The 15,701-nt window shown below is 60.9% G+C and carries 14 protein-coding genes; 1 reads left to right on the plus strand and 13 read right to left on the minus strand.

Annotation, left to right across the window (positions count from 1 at the left end):
* Positions 1-70: 70 nt before the first annotated feature.
* The 9 genes from CKW13_RS11190 to exbB all read right to left on the minus strand — a co-directional run bounded on the left by CKW13_RS11190 (position 71) and on the right by exbB (position 10,958).
* Complete coding sequence (locus CKW13_RS11190) at positions 71-1,261, minus strand: DUF2515 family protein (RefSeq protein WP_095108669.1); 1,191 nt, start codon at positions 1,259-1,261, stop codon at positions 71-73.
* 10 nt (positions 1,262-1,271) lie between these two features.
* Positions 1,272-2,330 carry a hypothetical protein gene (locus CKW13_RS11195; protein ID WP_095108670.1) on the minus strand — a complete coding sequence of 353 codons (1,059 nt, stop codon included), beginning with the start codon at positions 2,328-2,330 and terminating at the stop codon, positions 1,272-1,274.
* A gap of 128 nt (positions 2,331-2,458) precedes the next feature.
* The gene (locus CKW13_RS11200) at positions 2,459-3,649 is read right to left on the minus strand and encodes a DUF2515 family protein (RefSeq protein WP_095108671.1); all 1,191 of its coding nucleotides are present in this window, start codon (positions 3,647-3,649) and stop codon (positions 2,459-2,461) included.
* 476 nt (positions 3,650-4,125) lie between these two features.
* On the minus strand, positions 4,126-5,526 hold the full coding sequence (locus CKW13_RS11205; protein ID WP_095108672.1) for an aminoacyl-tRNA deacylase and HDOD domain-containing protein: 1,401 nt from the start codon (positions 5,524-5,526) through the stop codon (positions 4,126-4,128).
* A gap of 78 nt (positions 5,527-5,604) precedes the next feature.
* Positions 5,605-7,680: an ATP-dependent DNA helicase RecG gene (gene recG / locus CKW13_RS11210; RefSeq protein WP_095108673.1), complete on the minus strand. Its 2,076-nt coding sequence runs from the start codon at positions 7,678-7,680 to the stop codon at positions 5,605-5,607.
* A gap of 9 nt (positions 7,681-7,689) precedes the next feature.
* A complete protein-coding gene (locus CKW13_RS11215) occupies positions 7,690-8,610 on the minus strand; it encodes a hydrogen peroxide-inducible genes activator (RefSeq protein WP_095108674.1) in 921 nt (306 codons plus the stop codon).
* Between the two features lie 159 nt (positions 8,611-8,769).
* Entirely contained in the window at positions 8,770-9,516 is a 747-nt protein-coding gene (locus tag CKW13_RS11220) for an energy transducer TonB (protein ID WP_095108675.1), read from the minus strand.
* Positions 9,513-9,941 carry a TonB system transport protein ExbD gene (gene exbD, locus CKW13_RS11225; protein WP_095108676.1) on the minus strand — a complete coding sequence of 143 codons (429 nt, stop codon included), beginning with the start codon at positions 9,939-9,941 and terminating at the stop codon, positions 9,513-9,515. The genes CKW13_RS11220 and exbD overlap by 4 nt, the downstream gene beginning before the upstream one ends.
* Positions 9,942-9,947: 6 nt before the next feature.
* On the minus strand, positions 9,948-10,958 hold the full coding sequence (gene exbB / locus CKW13_RS11230) for a tonB-system energizer ExbB (protein ID WP_095108677.1): 1,011 nt from the start codon (positions 10,956-10,958) through the stop codon (positions 9,948-9,950).
* A 187-nt stretch (positions 10,959-11,145) separates the two neighbouring features.
* Here exbB and CKW13_RS11235 point away from each other — a divergent pair, with 187 nt between their 5' ends.
* Positions 11,146-12,003 carry an SDR family oxidoreductase gene (locus tag CKW13_RS11235; protein ID WP_095108678.1) on the plus strand — a complete coding sequence of 286 codons (858 nt, stop codon included), beginning with the start codon at positions 11,146-11,148 and terminating at the stop codon, positions 12,001-12,003.
* Between the two features lie 13 nt (positions 12,004-12,016).
* On the opposite strand, the gene CKW13_RS11240 is transcribed toward CKW13_RS11235, so the two are convergent.
* The 4 genes from CKW13_RS11240 to rpoZ all read right to left on the minus strand — a co-directional run bounded on the left by CKW13_RS11240 (position 12,017) and on the right by rpoZ (position 15,657).
* Positions 12,017-12,760 (minus strand): hypothetical protein, encoded by a 744-nt coding sequence (locus CKW13_RS11240; RefSeq protein ID WP_095108679.1) that lies wholly within the window; start codon positions 12,758-12,760, stop codon positions 12,017-12,019.
* A gap of 65 nt (positions 12,761-12,825) precedes the next feature.
* A complete protein-coding gene (locus CKW13_RS11245; protein WP_003229509.1) occupies positions 12,826-13,206 on the minus strand; it encodes a RidA family protein in 381 nt (126 codons plus the stop codon).
* Between the two features lie 24 nt (positions 13,207-13,230).
* Positions 13,231-15,336 carry a bifunctional GTP diphosphokinase/guanosine-3',5'-bis pyrophosphate 3'-pyrophosphohydrolase gene (gene spoT / locus CKW13_RS11250; protein WP_095108680.1) on the minus strand — a complete coding sequence of 702 codons (2,106 nt, stop codon included), beginning with the start codon at positions 15,334-15,336 and terminating at the stop codon, positions 13,231-13,233.
* 57 nt (positions 15,337-15,393) lie between these two features.
* Entirely contained in the window at positions 15,394-15,657 is a 264-nt protein-coding gene (gene rpoZ, locus CKW13_RS11255) for a DNA-directed RNA polymerase subunit omega (protein ID WP_095108681.1), read from the minus strand.
* Positions 15,658-15,701 lie beyond the last annotated feature (44 nt).

The raw sequence follows: 15,701 nt of genomic DNA on the forward strand, positions 1-15,701 counted from the left end.
TTAACGATAAGGACAGATATTAGTAGCAGTCCGACGCCCAGTAACCACCGGTGCTGATGTCGACGCATGATTAGGCCTCCTTCCAAGCTGCAATTACCTGCATCTGCTCAATCATGTAGAGGCGGAACTGGCCGTCAAAATCACGACCTTTTGTCATCAGATAATGGTACTGCTTGAGGATGGCCATTACATATTTCATCCTTGCCTCTGGGTCGTAGAGTTTTCCCTGCTTCAAACCCATAGTGACCGTCACGTCTTCTTCCGTAAGCCCATAGGGCTGTAACTCACGAATTTCAATCTCCCGGGTAATCATGGGCGCGGTATTAAATACTAATGTCGGATCCTTCGTTCCCACCAAGTTCCAAAGCCTGCGCCCCAAGTCATTACTATCGATAGCCAGTTCAAACTCAGGGTGGCTATAAATCATCGCTTGCAAGTGAATATTTTGTTCGTGCTTCAGAAAGTGCTCGGCGCTTTTGAAAGCTTGGTCTTCCTTGGATCTATTAGGCGTCGTTTTTTCAGCTGTCTCATATTCTTCAATCCAACGAAACCCCTCTTTCAAAGGCGCTGTCGCCCTGCACTGATTAATTTCCGCCAACGCGCCTTTATCGTCGGTCAGGTTCATCTGCCAGTTGAGGTGGCGGATATCTAACTTGCGCAGGTTCTTTTCCATATCCAGGCGCAAGGAAGTGTTTTCCCCCAGGGCCCAAGGCATGGCTTGTACCTGTTGGGTGATGACCGGGTCGTAGGTGGTGACATCCCGGCAATCGACATCGCGAAAGAACGCCTCGCGGCCAAACTTGCGCCAATAGAGTATCCACGGGGTGATTTCGAGAAACAGCCAGAAGTTACCCTTGAGCAAGTAGTAGTAACTGACCCGAGACATGAGCCTGGCGTCGGCCATGAAATGATCGAATTTACTTTCGGCGAACTCGATGCCGTCTACCACTTGCTTGGCGGCAAATGCGGCGAGGCCGGCCCAGTAAAAGCGGCCCTGATGTTCGGTGCCTTCATCGTCCAGGAACAGTTGGGCATAGTTGCCGGCGGTGCGTTTGGCGCGCCTTAAGGCTTTGGGCACCAAGACGTTGTTTTGCGCCAACAGGGCGATGCTTTGCGCTTGCACCAGGGACCATAGGTCGCAGCAGGTGACAATCGCGTCTTCGGTGGCGCCTTCTTCCGCGCGGGTGTAGGCCTTTTTCAGGATTCGGCCTTTGACGTAGGTGACGCCTTCTTCGGTGTCGATAATCCAGGGTGTGGTCATGTTTACCTGCTTATAAGGTCGGGTTGGATTGATCGGGACTCCACTGCCAGAAAGTCGTGCCGAAGTTGCTGTCGCCGATGGCGGGGAAAGGAGTGCCTTGTTGGAAGTAACGGCGGGAATTGACTTGGGCGGGGGTGAACCACCACCCGGACTGGGGGCAAAGTTCGCCGGCGGCTTTGCGTAACACCGGCTCCGGTGGCGCTGTTTGGGCTTGTTTTAGGGCTTCGGCTTTTGCCACGCTCTCCATCGAAGGTACGGGCACGCCCGTGACCATGGTGGGGTCTTGATAACTTTCCAGGATGGGTAAGCCCAGGGCTCGTGCTTGTTCTTCTGCCTTGATTCGCAGGAGTAAGGCGCCTGCTAGGGTTGTGGCGTATTTGGCGCGTGTGGCTTCGTTGGGATGGCTGGCGCCGCTTAGGCTGTTAGTTGTTTGGAGGATGACATTCAAATTGTCAAATAGGGGGGTGTCGGAGTTTTCTGTGCGGATGCCAGGGCTATACCTGACCTTAAGTAACATTCCGTCAGCTTGCCAGTACCATATGAATCCATTTTTCAACGACTTCCAATCTTCCCAGGATAATCGGTAATCAGGATCAGCCAAAAATGGCGATACGAGTTTTAAACTCGCAACGCTGGGTTGGTTTAAATGACCCTCTTTAAAGTGATAGGTTGTGCGTCCAGTTAAACGGGGGTCGCTCAGCATAATGAATCGCTTCCAGCCGACGGCTTGGATGCTGGCCTGAAGGGCCATTACTAATTCATATAACTGGCGGTCATAGATTTCTAGTTCTGCATCAGAGATTTTTTTCAAGATGGGCCTCTTGGGAAGGTCAAGGCGCATATTGACTTCATCCACTCCGTAAGTATCGCTAGCATCATCGTAAAAAAGCACGGTGCTGGCGAGAGGGAAGGTCAGCCCGTGCTTAGGATGTTTCAGGCGATATTGCATATTTCGAGCGGTATAAAATAGTGCGCTGCTCACACCTGAACGTTGAATAGAAGAACTTGCGCGTTGGATGATAGTGTCCCCTTTTTCGCCTAATGCGAATTCAAGCACGCGTGAGTTCATGAAAGGGCTCCAGTTACTGGCAGTAGAATAAGCTGCTGGTAGATGGGTAGTTGCGTATTCAACAGTGAGGCCTAGCGCTAATAACAGCCCTACCCCCAATAACCTGGTGCGGGTATGTAGGTGCATAATTAGGCTTCCTTCCAAATTGCGATTGCCTGCATTTGTTCAATCATATATGACCGATATTGTCCCTTGTAATCTCGGCCTCCAATCATTAGTCGGTGGTATTGCTCGAGGATGTCCATAACGTATTCCATCCTTGCCTCTGGCTCGTAGAGACTTCCTTGTGCCAGCCCCATAGTAACCGTCACGTCTTCTGCCGTAAGCCCATAGGGCTGTAACTCCCGAATTTCAATTTCCCGGGTAATCATGGGCGCAGCATTAAATACTAATGCCGGATCCTTCGTTTCCACCAAGTTCCAAAGTCTGCGTCCCAAGTCGTTGCTATCTATAGCCAATTTAAACTCGGGATGGTTATAAATAATCGCTTGCAGGTGGATATTTTGTTCGTGTTGAAGGAAGTAATCTGCGCTCTTGAATGCTAGCTCCTCCCTGAGTTCTTTTGAGCCCGGCTCATTAACGGTTTCATACGCCTCAACATAACGAAACCCCTCTTTCAAAGGCACTGTCGCCCCGCACTGCTTAATTTCTGCCAGCGCGCCTTTATCGTCGGTCAGGTTCATCTGCCAGTTGAGGTGGCGGATATCTAACTTGCGCAGGTTCTTTTCCATATCCAAGCGCAAGGAAGTGTTTTCCCCCAGAGCCCAAGGCATGGCTTGTACCTGTTGGGTGATGACCGGGTCGTAGGTGGTGACATCCCGGCAATCGACATCGCGAAAGAAAGCCTCGCGGCCAAACTTGCGCCAATAGAGCATCCACGGGGTGATTTCGAGAAACAGCCAGAAGTTACCCTTGAGCAAGTAGTAGTAACTGACCCGAGACATGAGCCTGGCGTCGGCCATGAAATGATCGAATTTACTTTCGGCGAACTCGATGCCGTCTACCACTTGCTTGGCGGCAAATGCGGCGAGGCCGGCCCAGTAAAAACGGCCCTGATGTTCGGTGCCTTCATCGTCCAGGAACAGTTGGGCATAGTTGCCAGCGGTGCGTTTGGCGCGCCTTAAGGCTTTGGGCACCAAGACGTTGTTTTGCGCCAACAGGGCGATGCTTTGCGCTTGCACCAGGGACCATAGGTCGCAACAGGTGACAATCGCGTCTTCGGTGGCGCCTTCTTCCGCGCGGGTGTAGGCCTTTTTCAGGATTCGGCCTTTGACGTAGGTGACGCCTTCTTCGGTGTCGATAATCCAGGGTCGGGTCATCATCTGTCTCCTGGGTGCTGGCTCAGGGTGATTCAGCTTTCCCCTGGGTCTTGGGGTAGGCCATTTGTGCTTGTTGGGGGGCAATCATGTGAGGTGAGGGCTCGGTGAGCGGGCGCTTTTTGAGGTGCGCAGAAGTGCCCGCCGTCAGCGCAGGCGCTGCTAGGCCGGGTGGCTTTTGGGTTGTTGACTGGGAGGCGGGAGTACGCACGGTAGTGCGGGCCGCGTTGGGCCGCTTGGGTTGATTGCCAGCGGCGTGGCTGGCCGCTTAGCAGGGCCAGTTGCAATGGCTGCGAGGGCATCGCGTTTACCTTCTTGGGGTAAGACGCGAGATGGTAGCGATGGTTTTCTGGCCGGAAAATCAGACCGAGGGGACGTGTCGAGTGGGAATCTACTTACGCGAAGCCATGTGCTCTGCTGACATCAGTTGAACAAGTCGAGCCTGGACGAGCGTCCAGGCCCGCAAGGGCCGCCTAACGTCAGTGCTGGCTGAACTGCGACGCCAGTTCGCGCAGCAGGACTTCGGCGTCCAGCACTTTGCTGACCACGTCTTCAGCCTTGTCGCGGCTCAGGCCGACGCGTTCGAGCAGGGCTTCGGGGATTTCTTCGTCGGGGCCGGAGCCGATGCCGCGCCCACGCAGCAGGCGCACGGCCAGGCACACCAGGTTCGGGTACTCGGCGTAGTCACCGTCGTAGCTGGGGTCGTGCTGGAAGCGCAGGGCAGTGCACAGTTCCGGCGGCATGTCCCAGTAGCGCATCAGCCAGGCGCCGATCTGTTCGCGGCTGATGCCCAGCAAGTGCTGCTCGATGTAGCTGTGGCACAGGTGCGGGTTGACCTCCAGGTGGCGGCAGATCAGCGAGAAGTGCGGGGGGAAGACGTGGGCCAGCAGCAGGTAGCCGAAGTTGTGCAAAAGGCCGGCGAGGTAGGTCAGGCCGGCTTCGGGGCGCTGCGCGCGTGGCATGGCTCGGGTCAGGCCTTCGATCACGGCAGCGGTGTAGATCGACTGCTGCCAGTACGGCGTGTTGGTCTGCGGCTGGTCCTTGGGCAGGCTCAGGGTTTTGCCCAGAGCCAGGCCCAGCGCCAGGTTTATCACCAGGTCAAACCCAAGCACGCGGACAATGGCGTCTTCGACTGAACGAATTTTGCCCGGCGAGGCGTAGTACGGCGACGCTGCCCAGCTCACCACTTGGGCGGCCAGGGCCGGGTCGGTTTCCACCACGCCGGTGATGTCGTCGATGGTGGCGTTGGGGTCCACGCGCAACTTGATGATTTTTTGCGCTGTCTCGGCCAGTGGCGGGATTTCCAGGGTGGCTTCCAGGCGTTGCTGGATGCGCCGCGCCGTGAAGGCCTGCATGGCGAGGGTGATTTCCTCGCTGTCGTCGTGGGGGCGGTCGAGGTTGGGATGAATGGTGTTCAGGGCTTCGCCGAAGTTACCGGCGCTGGCCTTGGTCAGCATGGTCTTGAAGGCTTCGTTGGTGATTTCCAGCAACAGGCCCGGTTCACCCGAGTGGATAAGCAGGGAGGGCTGGTGCAGCAGGCTTTCTTCGTACAGGCAGGGCGAACTGGTCAGCGCCGGTAGGCCCGGCAGCAGGCTCAGGCTGTGTTTGCCGAGCATGCGTTCCAGGCGATCCAGGGGCACGGCGGTGAGGCGCCGGCCTGTCAGCTCGGTGAGGCGGTTGAGATCCAGCAATTGGCTTTGCGGGAACAGCACCATCAGCGCGCCGATGGCATCGTCCAGCAGCACGGCCTGGACTTTGCGCGCCGGGTTCAGCGCCGCGTGGTCCAGCACTTCGGTGTAGGGGATGTCCAGCTTGCCGAGCAGCAGCCGGATAACAGACGGAGCGTGCGGGGTTGCTGGGGAGATGGCAACTTCTGTCATGGTCTGTATCCCTTTTCTTACAATGCCAGGAGTATAACCAGCTTGGTTGCACCCTTGTCTCTTTAACTGGGATTCGATTCACACCTGGCCGTATTGCTGGCCGTGGCGTAACCAGCGCTCTAGCAACGGGCTGACGTGTTGCGGCCAGCGTTCCAGCAAGGCCTGGGCGGCATCGCGCACCGCTGGCAGCAGGTCTGCGTCGCGCATCAGGTCGGCGACTTTGAATTGCAGCAGGCCGGTCTGCCGGGTGCCGAGCATTTCCCCGGGGCCGCGTAGCTCCAGGTCTTTTTCGGCGATGACGAAACCGTCGTTGGTCTCGCGCATGATGCCCAGGCGCTGGCGGCCGATCTGCGACAGCGGCGGGTGATAGAGCAGCACGCAGTGGCTGGCGGCGCTGCCCCGGCCGACGCGCCCGCGCAACTGGTGCAGTTGCGCCAGGCCCAGGCGTTCGGGGTTTTCGATAATCATCAAGCTGGCGTTGGGCACATCGACACCGACTTCAATCACCGTGGTCGCCACCAGCAGTTGCAGTTCGCCGGCCTTGAACTGGGCCATCACCGCGGCTTTTTCCACAGGCTTCATGCGCCCGTGAATCAGGCCGACGCGCAATTCGCCCAGGGCGCTGGTGAGGTCCTCGAAGGTGGTTTCGGCGGCTTGGCAGGTGAGTTCTTCGGACTCTTCGATCAGCGTGCACACCCAGTACGCCTGGCGGCCCTCGGCGCAAGCGGCGCGCACCCGTTCGATGACTTCGATGCGCCGGGTGTCGGTAATCAGCACCGTGTTCACGGGGGTGCGCCCGGGGGGCAGTTCGTCGAGGACCGAGGTGTCGAGGTCGGCGTAGGCGCTCATGGCCAGGGTCCGCGGGATGGGGGTGGCGGTCATGATGAGCTGGTGCGGGCACATGCGCCCGCCGACGCCTTTCTGGCGCAGGGCCAGGCGCTGCTGCACGCCGAAGCGGTGCTGCTCGTCGATGATGACCAGGGCCAGGTTCTTGAACTGCACTTCGTCCTGGAACAGCGCATGGGTGCCCACCACCATCGGCGTGCCGCTGGCGATCTGTTCCAGGGCGGCGGTGCGGTGTTTGCCCTTGAGCTTGCCGGCCAGCCACGCGGTTTCGATCCCTAGGGGTTCGAGCCAGCGGGTGAAGTTGAGGAAGTGTTGTTCGGCGAGAATCTCGGTGGGCGCCATTAGCGCGACCTGGTAACCCGCCTCCAAAGCTTGCAGGGCCGCGAGGGCGGCGACCACGGTTTTGCCCGCGCCGACATCGCCCTGGATCAGACGCAGCATCGGCTCGCGCTGGTTCAGGTCGTAGGCGATTTCATTGCCCACCCGCTGTTGCGCGCCGGTGGGTGGGAAGCCCAGGTTGGCCAGGTATTTGGCCGGCAACACCTTGGCCTTGGGCAGCACCGGTGCGCGCAAGGAGCGCAGGCTTTCGCGCAGGCGTTGCTGGGATAGCTGATGGGTCAGCAGTTCCTCGAACGCCAGGCGATGCTGGGCCCAGTGATGCCCCAGGGCCAGCTCATCCACATCGGCGTCGGCCGGCGGGTGATGCAGGTAGCGGATCGCGTCGGCCAAGGGCGCCAGTTGGTAGTCGCGGGCCAGTTCGTCCGGCAGCCAGTCGGGCAGGCTGCTGGGGCCGAGTAGGGTCAGGGTCTGCTGGCACAACTGGCGCAGGCGTTGTTGGGTCAGGCCTTCGGTGAGCGGGTAGATCGGCGTCAGGGTCTGGTCCACGGGCGGCGGTTCGTCGCCGCTGATGGCGCGGTACTCGGGGTGGTAGATCTCCAGGCCCGAGGCGCCGGGGCGGGCCTCGCCGTAGCAGCGGATGCGGGTGCCGCGCTTGAGGCCTTCTTTTTGCGCGTTGCTGAAGTGGTAAAAGCGCAGGCTCAGGCCGCCGGTGCCGTCCTGCAAGCGCACCAGCAGGCTGCGGCGCTTGCCCATGACCACGTCGGCGCCGCTGACGGTGCCTTCGATCACCGCGTCCTGGCCCGGGCGCAGGTGGCCGATGGGCACTACGCGGGTGCGGTCCTGGTAGCGCAAGGGCAGGTGGAACAGCACATCCTGGAGGTTTTCCAGGCCGACTTTGGCCAGTTTTTCGGCCATGGCTTCGCCGACACCCTTGAGTGCCGTGACGGGCACGTTCGACAGCTGTGTCATGGCCGCGTCTTAGCTCGCGGCGGGCGGCTTGGCCACCGAGCACAGGCGGATCGAGTCGGCGAGGATTTCGATGGCTTTGGGCCTTGGGAAACTGGCGCGCCAGGCAATCGCCACGGTGCGGAACGGCACCGGCGGGGTCAGTGGGCGTACTTCGATCACGCCGGGGGCGTAGTGATGGCTGTCCACGGCCGAGAGCGGCAGGATCGAAATTCCCAGACCCGAGGCGACCATGTGGCGGATGGTTTCCAGGGAGCTGGATTCCACCGTGGTGTGGCGGTTGCCGTCGTTGCCCTTGGCGGTGGTGGGGCAGGCTTCGAGCACCTGGTCGCGGAAGCAGTGGCCTTCGCCGAGCAGCAGCAGGCTCTTGTCGTTGAGCAGGCTGGCGTCGATGGTGGCTTTCTGGGTCCAGGGGTGCGAGCTGGGCATCAGTACGTAGAACGGCTCGTCGTAGAGCGGCAGGGTCAGCACGTCCGCCTCGTTGAACGGCAGGGCGATGATGATCGCGTCCAACTCGCCGTTGCGCAGTTTGTCGCGCAGCACGTGGGTGAAATTTTCTTCGATGTACAACGGCATCTGCGGGGCGACCCGGTGCAGTTGCGGGATCAAGTGGGGGAACAGGTAGGGGCCGACGGTGTAGATCGCGCCGACTTTCAACGGCGCGGTCAGCTGGTTTTTCCCGGCTTGGGCCAGTTCGCGGATGCCTTGGGCTTGCTCCAGTACCTTTTGGGCCTGGGCGACGATGCCTTCACCCACAGGGGTCAGGCGCACCGCGCTTTTGCTGCGCTCAAAAATCAGCACACCGAGTTCGTCTTCAAGCTTCTTGACGCCTACCGACAGGGTCGGCTGGCTGACGTGGCAGCGCTCGGCCGCGTGGCCGAAGTGTTGCTCTTGGGCGAGGGTAACGATGTAGCGTAATTCTGTGAGGGTCATAGCGGGCGTCCATGAGGTTGCGGGCCAAGCATAACGGCTGCAATCGATAGACGCACGTTATCAGACTGAGGGCGAAGAGCGACACCGGGCAATCTGTCTTTGTGTTTGCAGATGCGCGAAGGGCACCTTGTCGGTGCCCTTCGGGGTTTGCGGCAGCGGTCAGCGGCGACGTTTTTCGATCGAATAAACGAACGGTGCGACGATCTCGATGGAGCCATTGCTCAGCATGTCGGCCGGCGGCTTGGGCAGCGGTTGGGCGCGGCGGATCATTTCCAGGGTGGCCCGGTCCAGATCGGCGTTGCCCGAACGCCCTACCAACTCGTAGGACAACACTTTGCCTTCGCCATCGACCACGAAGCGCAGACGGTTCAAACCTTCCTTGCCACGGGCCTGGGCACCGGGCGGGTACTTTTTGTACTTGGCCAGGTGCCCCAGCAGGGTGCTCTGCCAACTGGCCTTGGCCGCCAGTTGGGCAGGCGAAGGGCCGGGCGCCGGTTGGGCGGACTTGTCCGTTGGCGCGTTGGTTGGCGGGGCGTCGCTGGGTTTTTCCTCGGAAGGTTTTTCCTTGGGCGGCTCCGGCTGCTTCTCAGGCTTGGGCGGTTGTGGCTTGGGCTTGGGTTTGACCGGTTTGGGCACGGAGATCGTCGGTTTCGGCGCCTCCGCGAGTTTTGGCAACGGCAGTTCCTCTACCGGGGCCGGGGGTTGGGGCGGCGTCACGACCTTGGGCGGTGCGGGCGGAGGTGGGGCCGGAACCGGCGCCAACTCCACCAGCATCGCCATCGGCGGCAGTTCGACCGGCTGTGGCGACGTCCAGTTGAGCGCGAGAACAACCGCGACCGCATGGACGCCCAGCACCAGTGCCAGGCTACCGCTGTAACGCGTCAGCTTTTGGCGCGTTGTCATCATTTCTTGGCTGCCGTCTCAAGTCCGACCAGGCCGACCTTCAAGTACCCGGCCGCCCGCAGGGCATCCATCACACTCATCAGGTCGCCGTAATCCACGCCTTTATCGGCCTGGAAGAAGATCGTCGTGTCCTTTTTGCCTTGGGTGCGGGCATCGAGGGTGGCGCCGAGGCTTTCGGCTTTCACTTCGTCTTCGCCCAGGAACAGTCGCTGATCGGCCTTGACGCTGAGGAACACCGGTTTCTCCGGCCGCGGCGCCGGTTTGGCGGTGGAGGCGGGCAGGTCAACCTTGATGTCCACGGTGGCCAGCGGGGCGGCCACCATAAAGATGATGAGCAGTACCAACATCACGTCGATGAACGGGGTGACGTTGATTTCATGGTTCTCGGCCAGATCGTCGTCTGCGCCTTCTTTCAAATGCAGGCCCATGGCCGATTACCCCACTTTCACCATATGCGGTTGCGAGCCGCGCTCAGGCGGCAGGTGGTCGAGGTCACGGCTGACCAGCAGCAGGACTTCGGCAGAGGCGTCAGAGACTTGGGCCTTGTAGCCGGCGATGGAGCGGGCGAACACGTTGTAGATCACCACCGCAGGGATAGCCGCGACCAGGCCCAGGGCAGTGGCCAGCAGGGCTTCGGCAATGCCGGGGGCGACGACGGCCAGGTTGGTGGTCTGGGTTTTGGCGATGCCGATGAAGCTGTTCATGATGCCCCACACGGTGCCGAACAGGCCGACGAAGGGCGCGGTGGAACCAATGGTGGCCAGCACGCCGGTGCCGCTGCTCATGTTGCGACCGCAGGCAGCGACCAGGCGCTCGAGGCGGAAGCTCACCCGTTCCTTGATGCCTTCTTTCTCGCGGCTATTGGCCGACAGGCGCATTTCTTCCAGGGCGTCGTGCACCAGCAGGTTGGCCAGGGTGCCTTCCTTGGCCGCAGTGGTGCTGGCTTCCTTGAGGGTGGTGGCTTTTTTCAGGGCCAGGATTTCACCGCGCAGGCGACGCTTGGCGCCCAGCAGCTCAAAGCCCTTGGCGATCCAGATGGTCCAGGTGATGATCGAGGCGATGGCCAGGCCGATCATCACGATTTTCACGATGATGTCGGCGTTCTGGTACATGCCCCATGGCGACAGGTCATGGGCCATGCCCAGGGTGTTGTCGGCTTCCAGCACTTCGCCTTCGCCATCGGCGGGCAGGTTGGCGTCTTGCGCCAGGGCCGGGTCGGCGGCAACCGGGGTCACGACTGGCGCAGCGTCGGTGGCAGGCGCGGGGCTGTGGTCGGTGCTCTCATGGGTAGCAGCCGGCGCCGCGGCAGCGGCCGGTGCCGCTTGGTCCGCATAGGCCGCAGTCGGTGCCAGCAACAGGCTGAGCAACAGCGCTGTTACCATGCGCCACGTGCGCGAAGGGCTAGAAAGCTTGGTTGGCGAAGCGGGGAGTTGATTGCTTGTCATGCTGGCCGGACCTGAGAGGGAAAAGGGGTAAATGTCCTTCTAGGCCTCGTGGGGCCGAGAACAAATGGGCGGCCATTATTGCAAGTAATTCTTGTTAACAGAAGCAATAGACTGTCTTTTTTTCCTACGAAGCCCGCCGCTCGTCATCTGACGAAGCTAGGCTGGGCCATTATTTGAGGGGTTTTTGATGTCCGTTCCTTCGGTGTTGATCGCCGGTTGTGGCGACGTTGGCGGGCGTTTGGCGACGCAAATGCTGGCGAAAGGATGGCAGGCTTACGGAATGCGTCGCACGACCGCGAGGTTGCCCGCCGGGGTCACGGGTATCGCTGGGGATTTGTTCAGCGCGCAATGCCCGGCCCAGTGGCCGACTGGCGCCGTGGACTACCTGGTGTATTGCGCCACGGCCACCGAACACGACGAGGCAGGTTACCGCGCGGCTTACGTCCAGGGGCTGGAACATGTGCTGGGTTGGCTCGAGCAGCACGGCCAGGCGCCCAAGCGCCTGCTGTTCGTCTCCAGCACCAGCGTCTATGGCCAGCAAGAGGGCGAGTGGATCGACGAAACCTCGGCCACCGAGGCGCGTGGCTACTCCGGGCGTTTGATGCTTGAGGCCGAGCAGGTCGCCGCGCGCAGTGGCATCCCCGCCAGTGCGGTGCGCCTCACCGGCATTTACGGCCCAGGGCGCAACGCACTGCTGACCCAGGTGCGCCAGGGCTATCGCGTGGCCATCGAGCCGCCGTTGTTTGGCAACCGCATTCACGTCGACGACGCAGCGCGGCTGTTGGCCTTCTTGTTGGAGGCTGATCGCCAAGGGGCGGCGCTGGAGGATTGCTATATAGGTGTCGATGACACGCCGGCGCCGCTGGCTGAGGTGGTTGCCTGGTTGCGCGATTACCTGGGTGTCAGCCAGTGGGCCGATGAGGTCAGCGTGCGCCGGGCCAGCAGCAAGCGGTGCTCCAACGCGCGGGCGCGGGCCCTGGGGTGGGCGCCGCTATACCCGAGTTTCCGCGAAGGCTACGCGGCCATCCTCGCGCAGGAGGTGTAGCCGCTGCCGCGGGTTACTGTTTTTCCAGCAGCCACTGGCGTGCGCCGGGGGACAGGGAAGGCATTTCGTCCGCCAGGGCACCGTTGATCGCCTGGAAAATTTCCAGTTGGTCACCCTTGCGGGCGAAGATCCACGAGTTGCCCTGGTTGCCTTGTTGCAGCCAGATGCTGTCGTTGCTACCGCTCATGGATGCGCAATCGCCCGCCAGGCACAGGGCGTAGCGGTCGGCGCCGACCATGCCGTCGATCCGGCCATCCGGCTGGAACTGCACGGTGCCGCCTTCGCCCGGGCCACTCAGGACTTTCCAATGGCCACCCATGTAGGTGGCGTAGAGTGCGCGCTCGAAACTGGCGCCCAGCGGCGCGCCGGCAGGCACGGTGGTGTCCTGGGCGCGCTCGAAGGTTTGTGCAGGGTCCGTGTCGGCCGCCGCTTGCAGCAATTGCTTGCCGTCGCGCTTGAGCTCGACGGACGAGCCGCCGTAGAAGTCGACTTTCCAGGCCCCGGACTGTTCGCCGGCCAGTTTGCCTTCGACATTTTCGAAGCCGTTGGTGAAGCGCGCCTGAGCGGCTTTGGTGTTGATGTCCCATTCCAGGTTTGGGCCGTTGGCCTGGAGGGTTTCGCGCAATGACTCGCCTTTGGCGGCGGCATCGATTGCCACCTGGTTGATCCAGGTGCCACTGATATCACGGTCGGCGGGATCGCTGGCGCAGCCGCCGAGGAACACGGCGAGCAATGAGAGAGCAAGCGCTTGGCGCATGATGGAATCCTTTCAAAACGAAAATGGCGCAGCACGAGGGCTGCGCCAATACCTGCGGACGCCGCTTACTCGATGACGAGAATGGCGTCCATTTCAACCTGCGAACCCTTGGGCAGCGCAGCGACACCGATGGCGGCGCGGGCCGGGTAAGGCTGGTCGAAGTATTTGCCCATGATCTCGTTGACCTTGGCGAAGTGGCTCAGGTCGGTGAGGAAAATGTTGAGTTTGACGATGTCCTTGAACGAACCGCCCGCCGCTTCGGCCACAGCCTTGAGGTTCTCGAACACCTGGACGGTCTGGGCTTCGAAGCCTTCGACCAGCTCCATGGTTTTTGGGTCCAGGGGAATCTGGCCGGACATGTAGACAGTGTTGCCAGCCTTGATCGCCTGGGAGTAAGTGCCGATGGCTGCCGGCGCTTTGTCGCTGGTGATAACGGTCTTGGTCATGTTGGGTTCCTTGTTATGAAGGGCTTACGCACGCATGCGGGTGATGCGGGTGACGCCGGTGAGGGCGCGCAGTTTCTTGATGACTCGGGCCAGGTGCACGCGGTCATGCACGCTGACAACCAGTTGGACCACGCTGATGCGGCCATCGCGCTCATCCATGCTGATTTTCTCGATATTGCCGTCGGCGGCGTTGACGCTACTGGCCAGCAGGGCGATCAGGCCGCGTTGGTGCTCCAGCTCGACGCGCAGCTCGACGTTGAATTCGCCGGTGACGTCCTTGGCCCAGGAGAGCTGGATACATTTTTCCGGGTTGTGGCGGATTTCGCTGATGTTGCGGCAGTTATCCAGGTGCACGACCATGCCTTTGCCCGCGGACAGGTGGCCGACAATCGGATCGCCGGGGATCGGTGTGCAGCACTTGGCGTAGCTGAGCACCAGGCCTTCGGTGCCGCGGATCGCCAGTGGGCCTTCGGGGCTGGGCAGTTGTTCGCCTTCACCCAGCAGGCGGCGGGCGACCACGTAGGCCATGCGGTTGCCCAGGCCGATGTCTTCGAGCAGGTCTTCGATCAGTTCCAGGCGGTACTCGTGGAGCATGGCCTGGATGCGCTCGGCCGGGATTTTGTCCAGGGCGCTGTCGAAGCCGTTGAGGACCTTGTTCAGCAGGCGCTCGCCGAGGCTGATGGACTCGGAGCGGCGTTGCAGCTTGAGGGCGTGGCGGATGTGCGTGCGGGCCTTGCCGGTGACCACGAAGTTGAGCCACGCCGGGTTGGGCCGCGCGCCGGGGGCGCTGACGATTTCGACGGTGGAACCGCTCTGCAGGGGTTCGGACAGCGGCGCGAGGCGACGATTGATCCGACAGGCGATGCAGCTGTTGCCCACATCGGTGTGCACCGCGTAGGCGAAATCCACCGCCGTAGAGCCTTTGGGCAGCTCCATAATCCGGCCCTTGGGGGTGAAGACGTAGACTTCGTCCGGGAACAGGTCGATTTTTACGCTTTCGATGAATTCCAGGGAGTTGCCGGCACGTTGCTGCATTTCCAGCACGCCTTTGACCCATTGGCGGGCGCGGGCGTGAGTGCCCTTGGGCTGCTCGTCGCCGGTGGATTTGTACAGCCAGTGGGCGGCGATGCCGTTGTTGGCCATTTCTTCCATTTCGCGGGTGCGGATCTGGATTTCGATCGGCACGCCGTGCATGCCGAACAGCGTGGTATGCAGGGACTGATAGCCGTTGGCCTTGGGGATGGCGATGTAGTCCTTGAAGCGCCCCGGCAGCGGTTTGTACAAATTATGTACAGCCCCGAGCACCCGGTAGCAGGTGTCGACCTTGTCAACGATGATGCGGAACGCGTAGACGTCCATGATCTCGTTGAAGGCCCGGCGCTTGCCGCGCATCTTTTTGTAGATGCCGTAGATGTGCTTCTGGCGCCCGCTGACCTCGCCCTGGATGCCGTCGATGGCGAGGCAGTGGCTGAGGGATTCCTCGATTTTGTTGACGATTTCCTTGCGATTGCCTCGGGCGCGCTTGACGGCTTGGTAGATGCGCGCCGAGCGCATGGGGTGCATGGCCTTGAAACCGAGGTCCTCGAACTCGATGCGGATACTGTGCATGCCCAGGCGGTTGGCGATGGGCGCATAGATTTCCAGGGTTTCTTTGGCGATGCGCCGACGTTTTTCGCCGGACAGCACTTCCAGCGTGCGCATGTTATGCAGGCGATCAGCCAGCTTGACCAGGATCACGCGGATATCGCGGGCCATGGCCATGGCCATTTTCTGGAAGTTCTCGGCCTGGGCCTCGGCCTTGGTCTCGAAATTCATCTGGGTCAGTTTGCTGACCCCGTCGACCAATTCGGCCACGGTTTCACCGAACTGCGCTTGCAGCGCCTCTTTGGCAATACCGGTGTCTTCGATCACGTCATGGAGCATGGCGGCCATCAGGCTCTGATGGTCCATGTGCATGTCGGCAAGAATGTTCGCCACGGCAAGAGGGTGCGTGACGTATGCCTCGCCGCTACGGCGGCGTTGGCCGTCGTGGGCTTGTTCGGCGTAGAAATACGCTCGGCGGACCAGATTGACCTGGTCCGTGCCGAGATAGGTCGATAAGCGATCGGCGAGGGCGTCTATGCTCGGCATGATGACTCCTGCCGTAGGCTGTGACCCTGCGCCGTGCTACGTCGACCGGGCATAGGCTTAGACGGCCTCGTTGGACTCGTCCTCGAACGCTGCGAACAGCGGTTCGTCTTCGACGATTTCGGCCTCGGCGATCACGGCGTAGCTCATCAGGCCAGCGGCGATTTCGCGCAGTGCCATTACGGTCGGCTTGTCATTTTCCCAAGCCAGCTTTGGCTCTTTGCCACCGGTTGCCAATTGACGAGCACGCTTGGTAGAGAGCATGACCAGCTCAAAGCGGTTATCCACGTGTTCTAGGCAGTCTTCAACGGTTACGCGGGCCATGGTATTCCTCGTAGCAAATGCAATATGCGCGCAGCCCGAATGGG

The organism is Pseudomonas sp. Irchel 3E20 (assembly GCF_900187645.1).
In the GTDB taxonomy this organism is placed as follows: domain Bacteria; phylum Pseudomonadota; class Gammaproteobacteria; order Pseudomonadales; family Pseudomonadaceae; genus Aquipseudomonas.

Excerpts from the sequence above, each read along its gene's own strand:
- CKW13_RS11205 (WP_095108672.1), bottom strand. The coding sequence starts at position 5,526 with ATGACAGAAGTTGCCATCTCCCCAGCAACCCCGCACGCTCCGTCTGTT.
- CKW13_RS11245 (WP_003229509.1), bottom strand. The coding sequence starts at position 13,206 with ATGACCAAGACCGTTATCACCAGCGACAAAGCGCCGGCAGCCATCGGC.
- CKW13_RS11190 (WP_095108669.1), bottom strand. The coding sequence starts at position 1,261 with ATGACCACACCCTGGATTATCGACACCGAAGAAGGCGTCACCTACGTC.
- spoT (WP_095108680.1), bottom strand. The coding sequence starts at position 15,336 with ATGCCGAGCATAGACGCCCTCGCCGATCGCTTATCGACCTATCTCGGC.
- CKW13_RS11240 (WP_095108679.1), bottom strand. The coding sequence starts at position 12,760 with ATGCGCCAAGCGCTTGCTCTCTCATTGCTCGCCGTGTTCCTCGGCGGC.
- CKW13_RS11195 (WP_095108670.1), bottom strand. The coding sequence starts at position 2,330 with ATGAACTCACGCGTGCTTGAATTCGCATTAGGCGAAAAAGGGGACACT.
- recG (WP_095108673.1), bottom strand. The coding sequence starts at position 7,680 with ATGACACAGCTGTCGAACGTGCCCGTCACGGCACTCAAGGGTGTCGGC.
- CKW13_RS11220 (WP_095108675.1), bottom strand. The coding sequence starts at position 9,516 with ATGATGACAACGCGCCAAAAGCTGACGCGTTACAGCGGTAGCCTGGCA.
- exbB (WP_095108677.1), bottom strand. The coding sequence starts at position 10,958 with ATGACAAGCAATCAACTCCCCGCTTCGCCAACCAAGCTTTCTAGCCCT.
- rpoZ (WP_095108681.1), bottom strand. The coding sequence starts at position 15,657 with ATGGCCCGCGTAACCGTTGAAGACTGCCTAGAACACGTGGATAACCGC.
- CKW13_RS11235 (WP_095108678.1), top strand. The coding sequence starts at position 11,146 with ATGTCCGTTCCTTCGGTGTTGATCGCCGGTTGTGGCGACGTTGGCGGG.
- exbD (WP_095108676.1), bottom strand. The coding sequence starts at position 9,941 with ATGGGCCTGCATTTGAAAGAAGGCGCAGACGACGATCTGGCCGAGAAC.
- CKW13_RS11215 (WP_095108674.1), bottom strand. The coding sequence starts at position 8,610 with ATGACCCTCACAGAATTACGCTACATCGTTACCCTCGCCCAAGAGCAA.
- CKW13_RS11200 (WP_095108671.1), bottom strand. The coding sequence starts at position 3,649 with ATGACCCGACCCTGGATTATCGACACCGAAGAAGGCGTCACCTACGTC.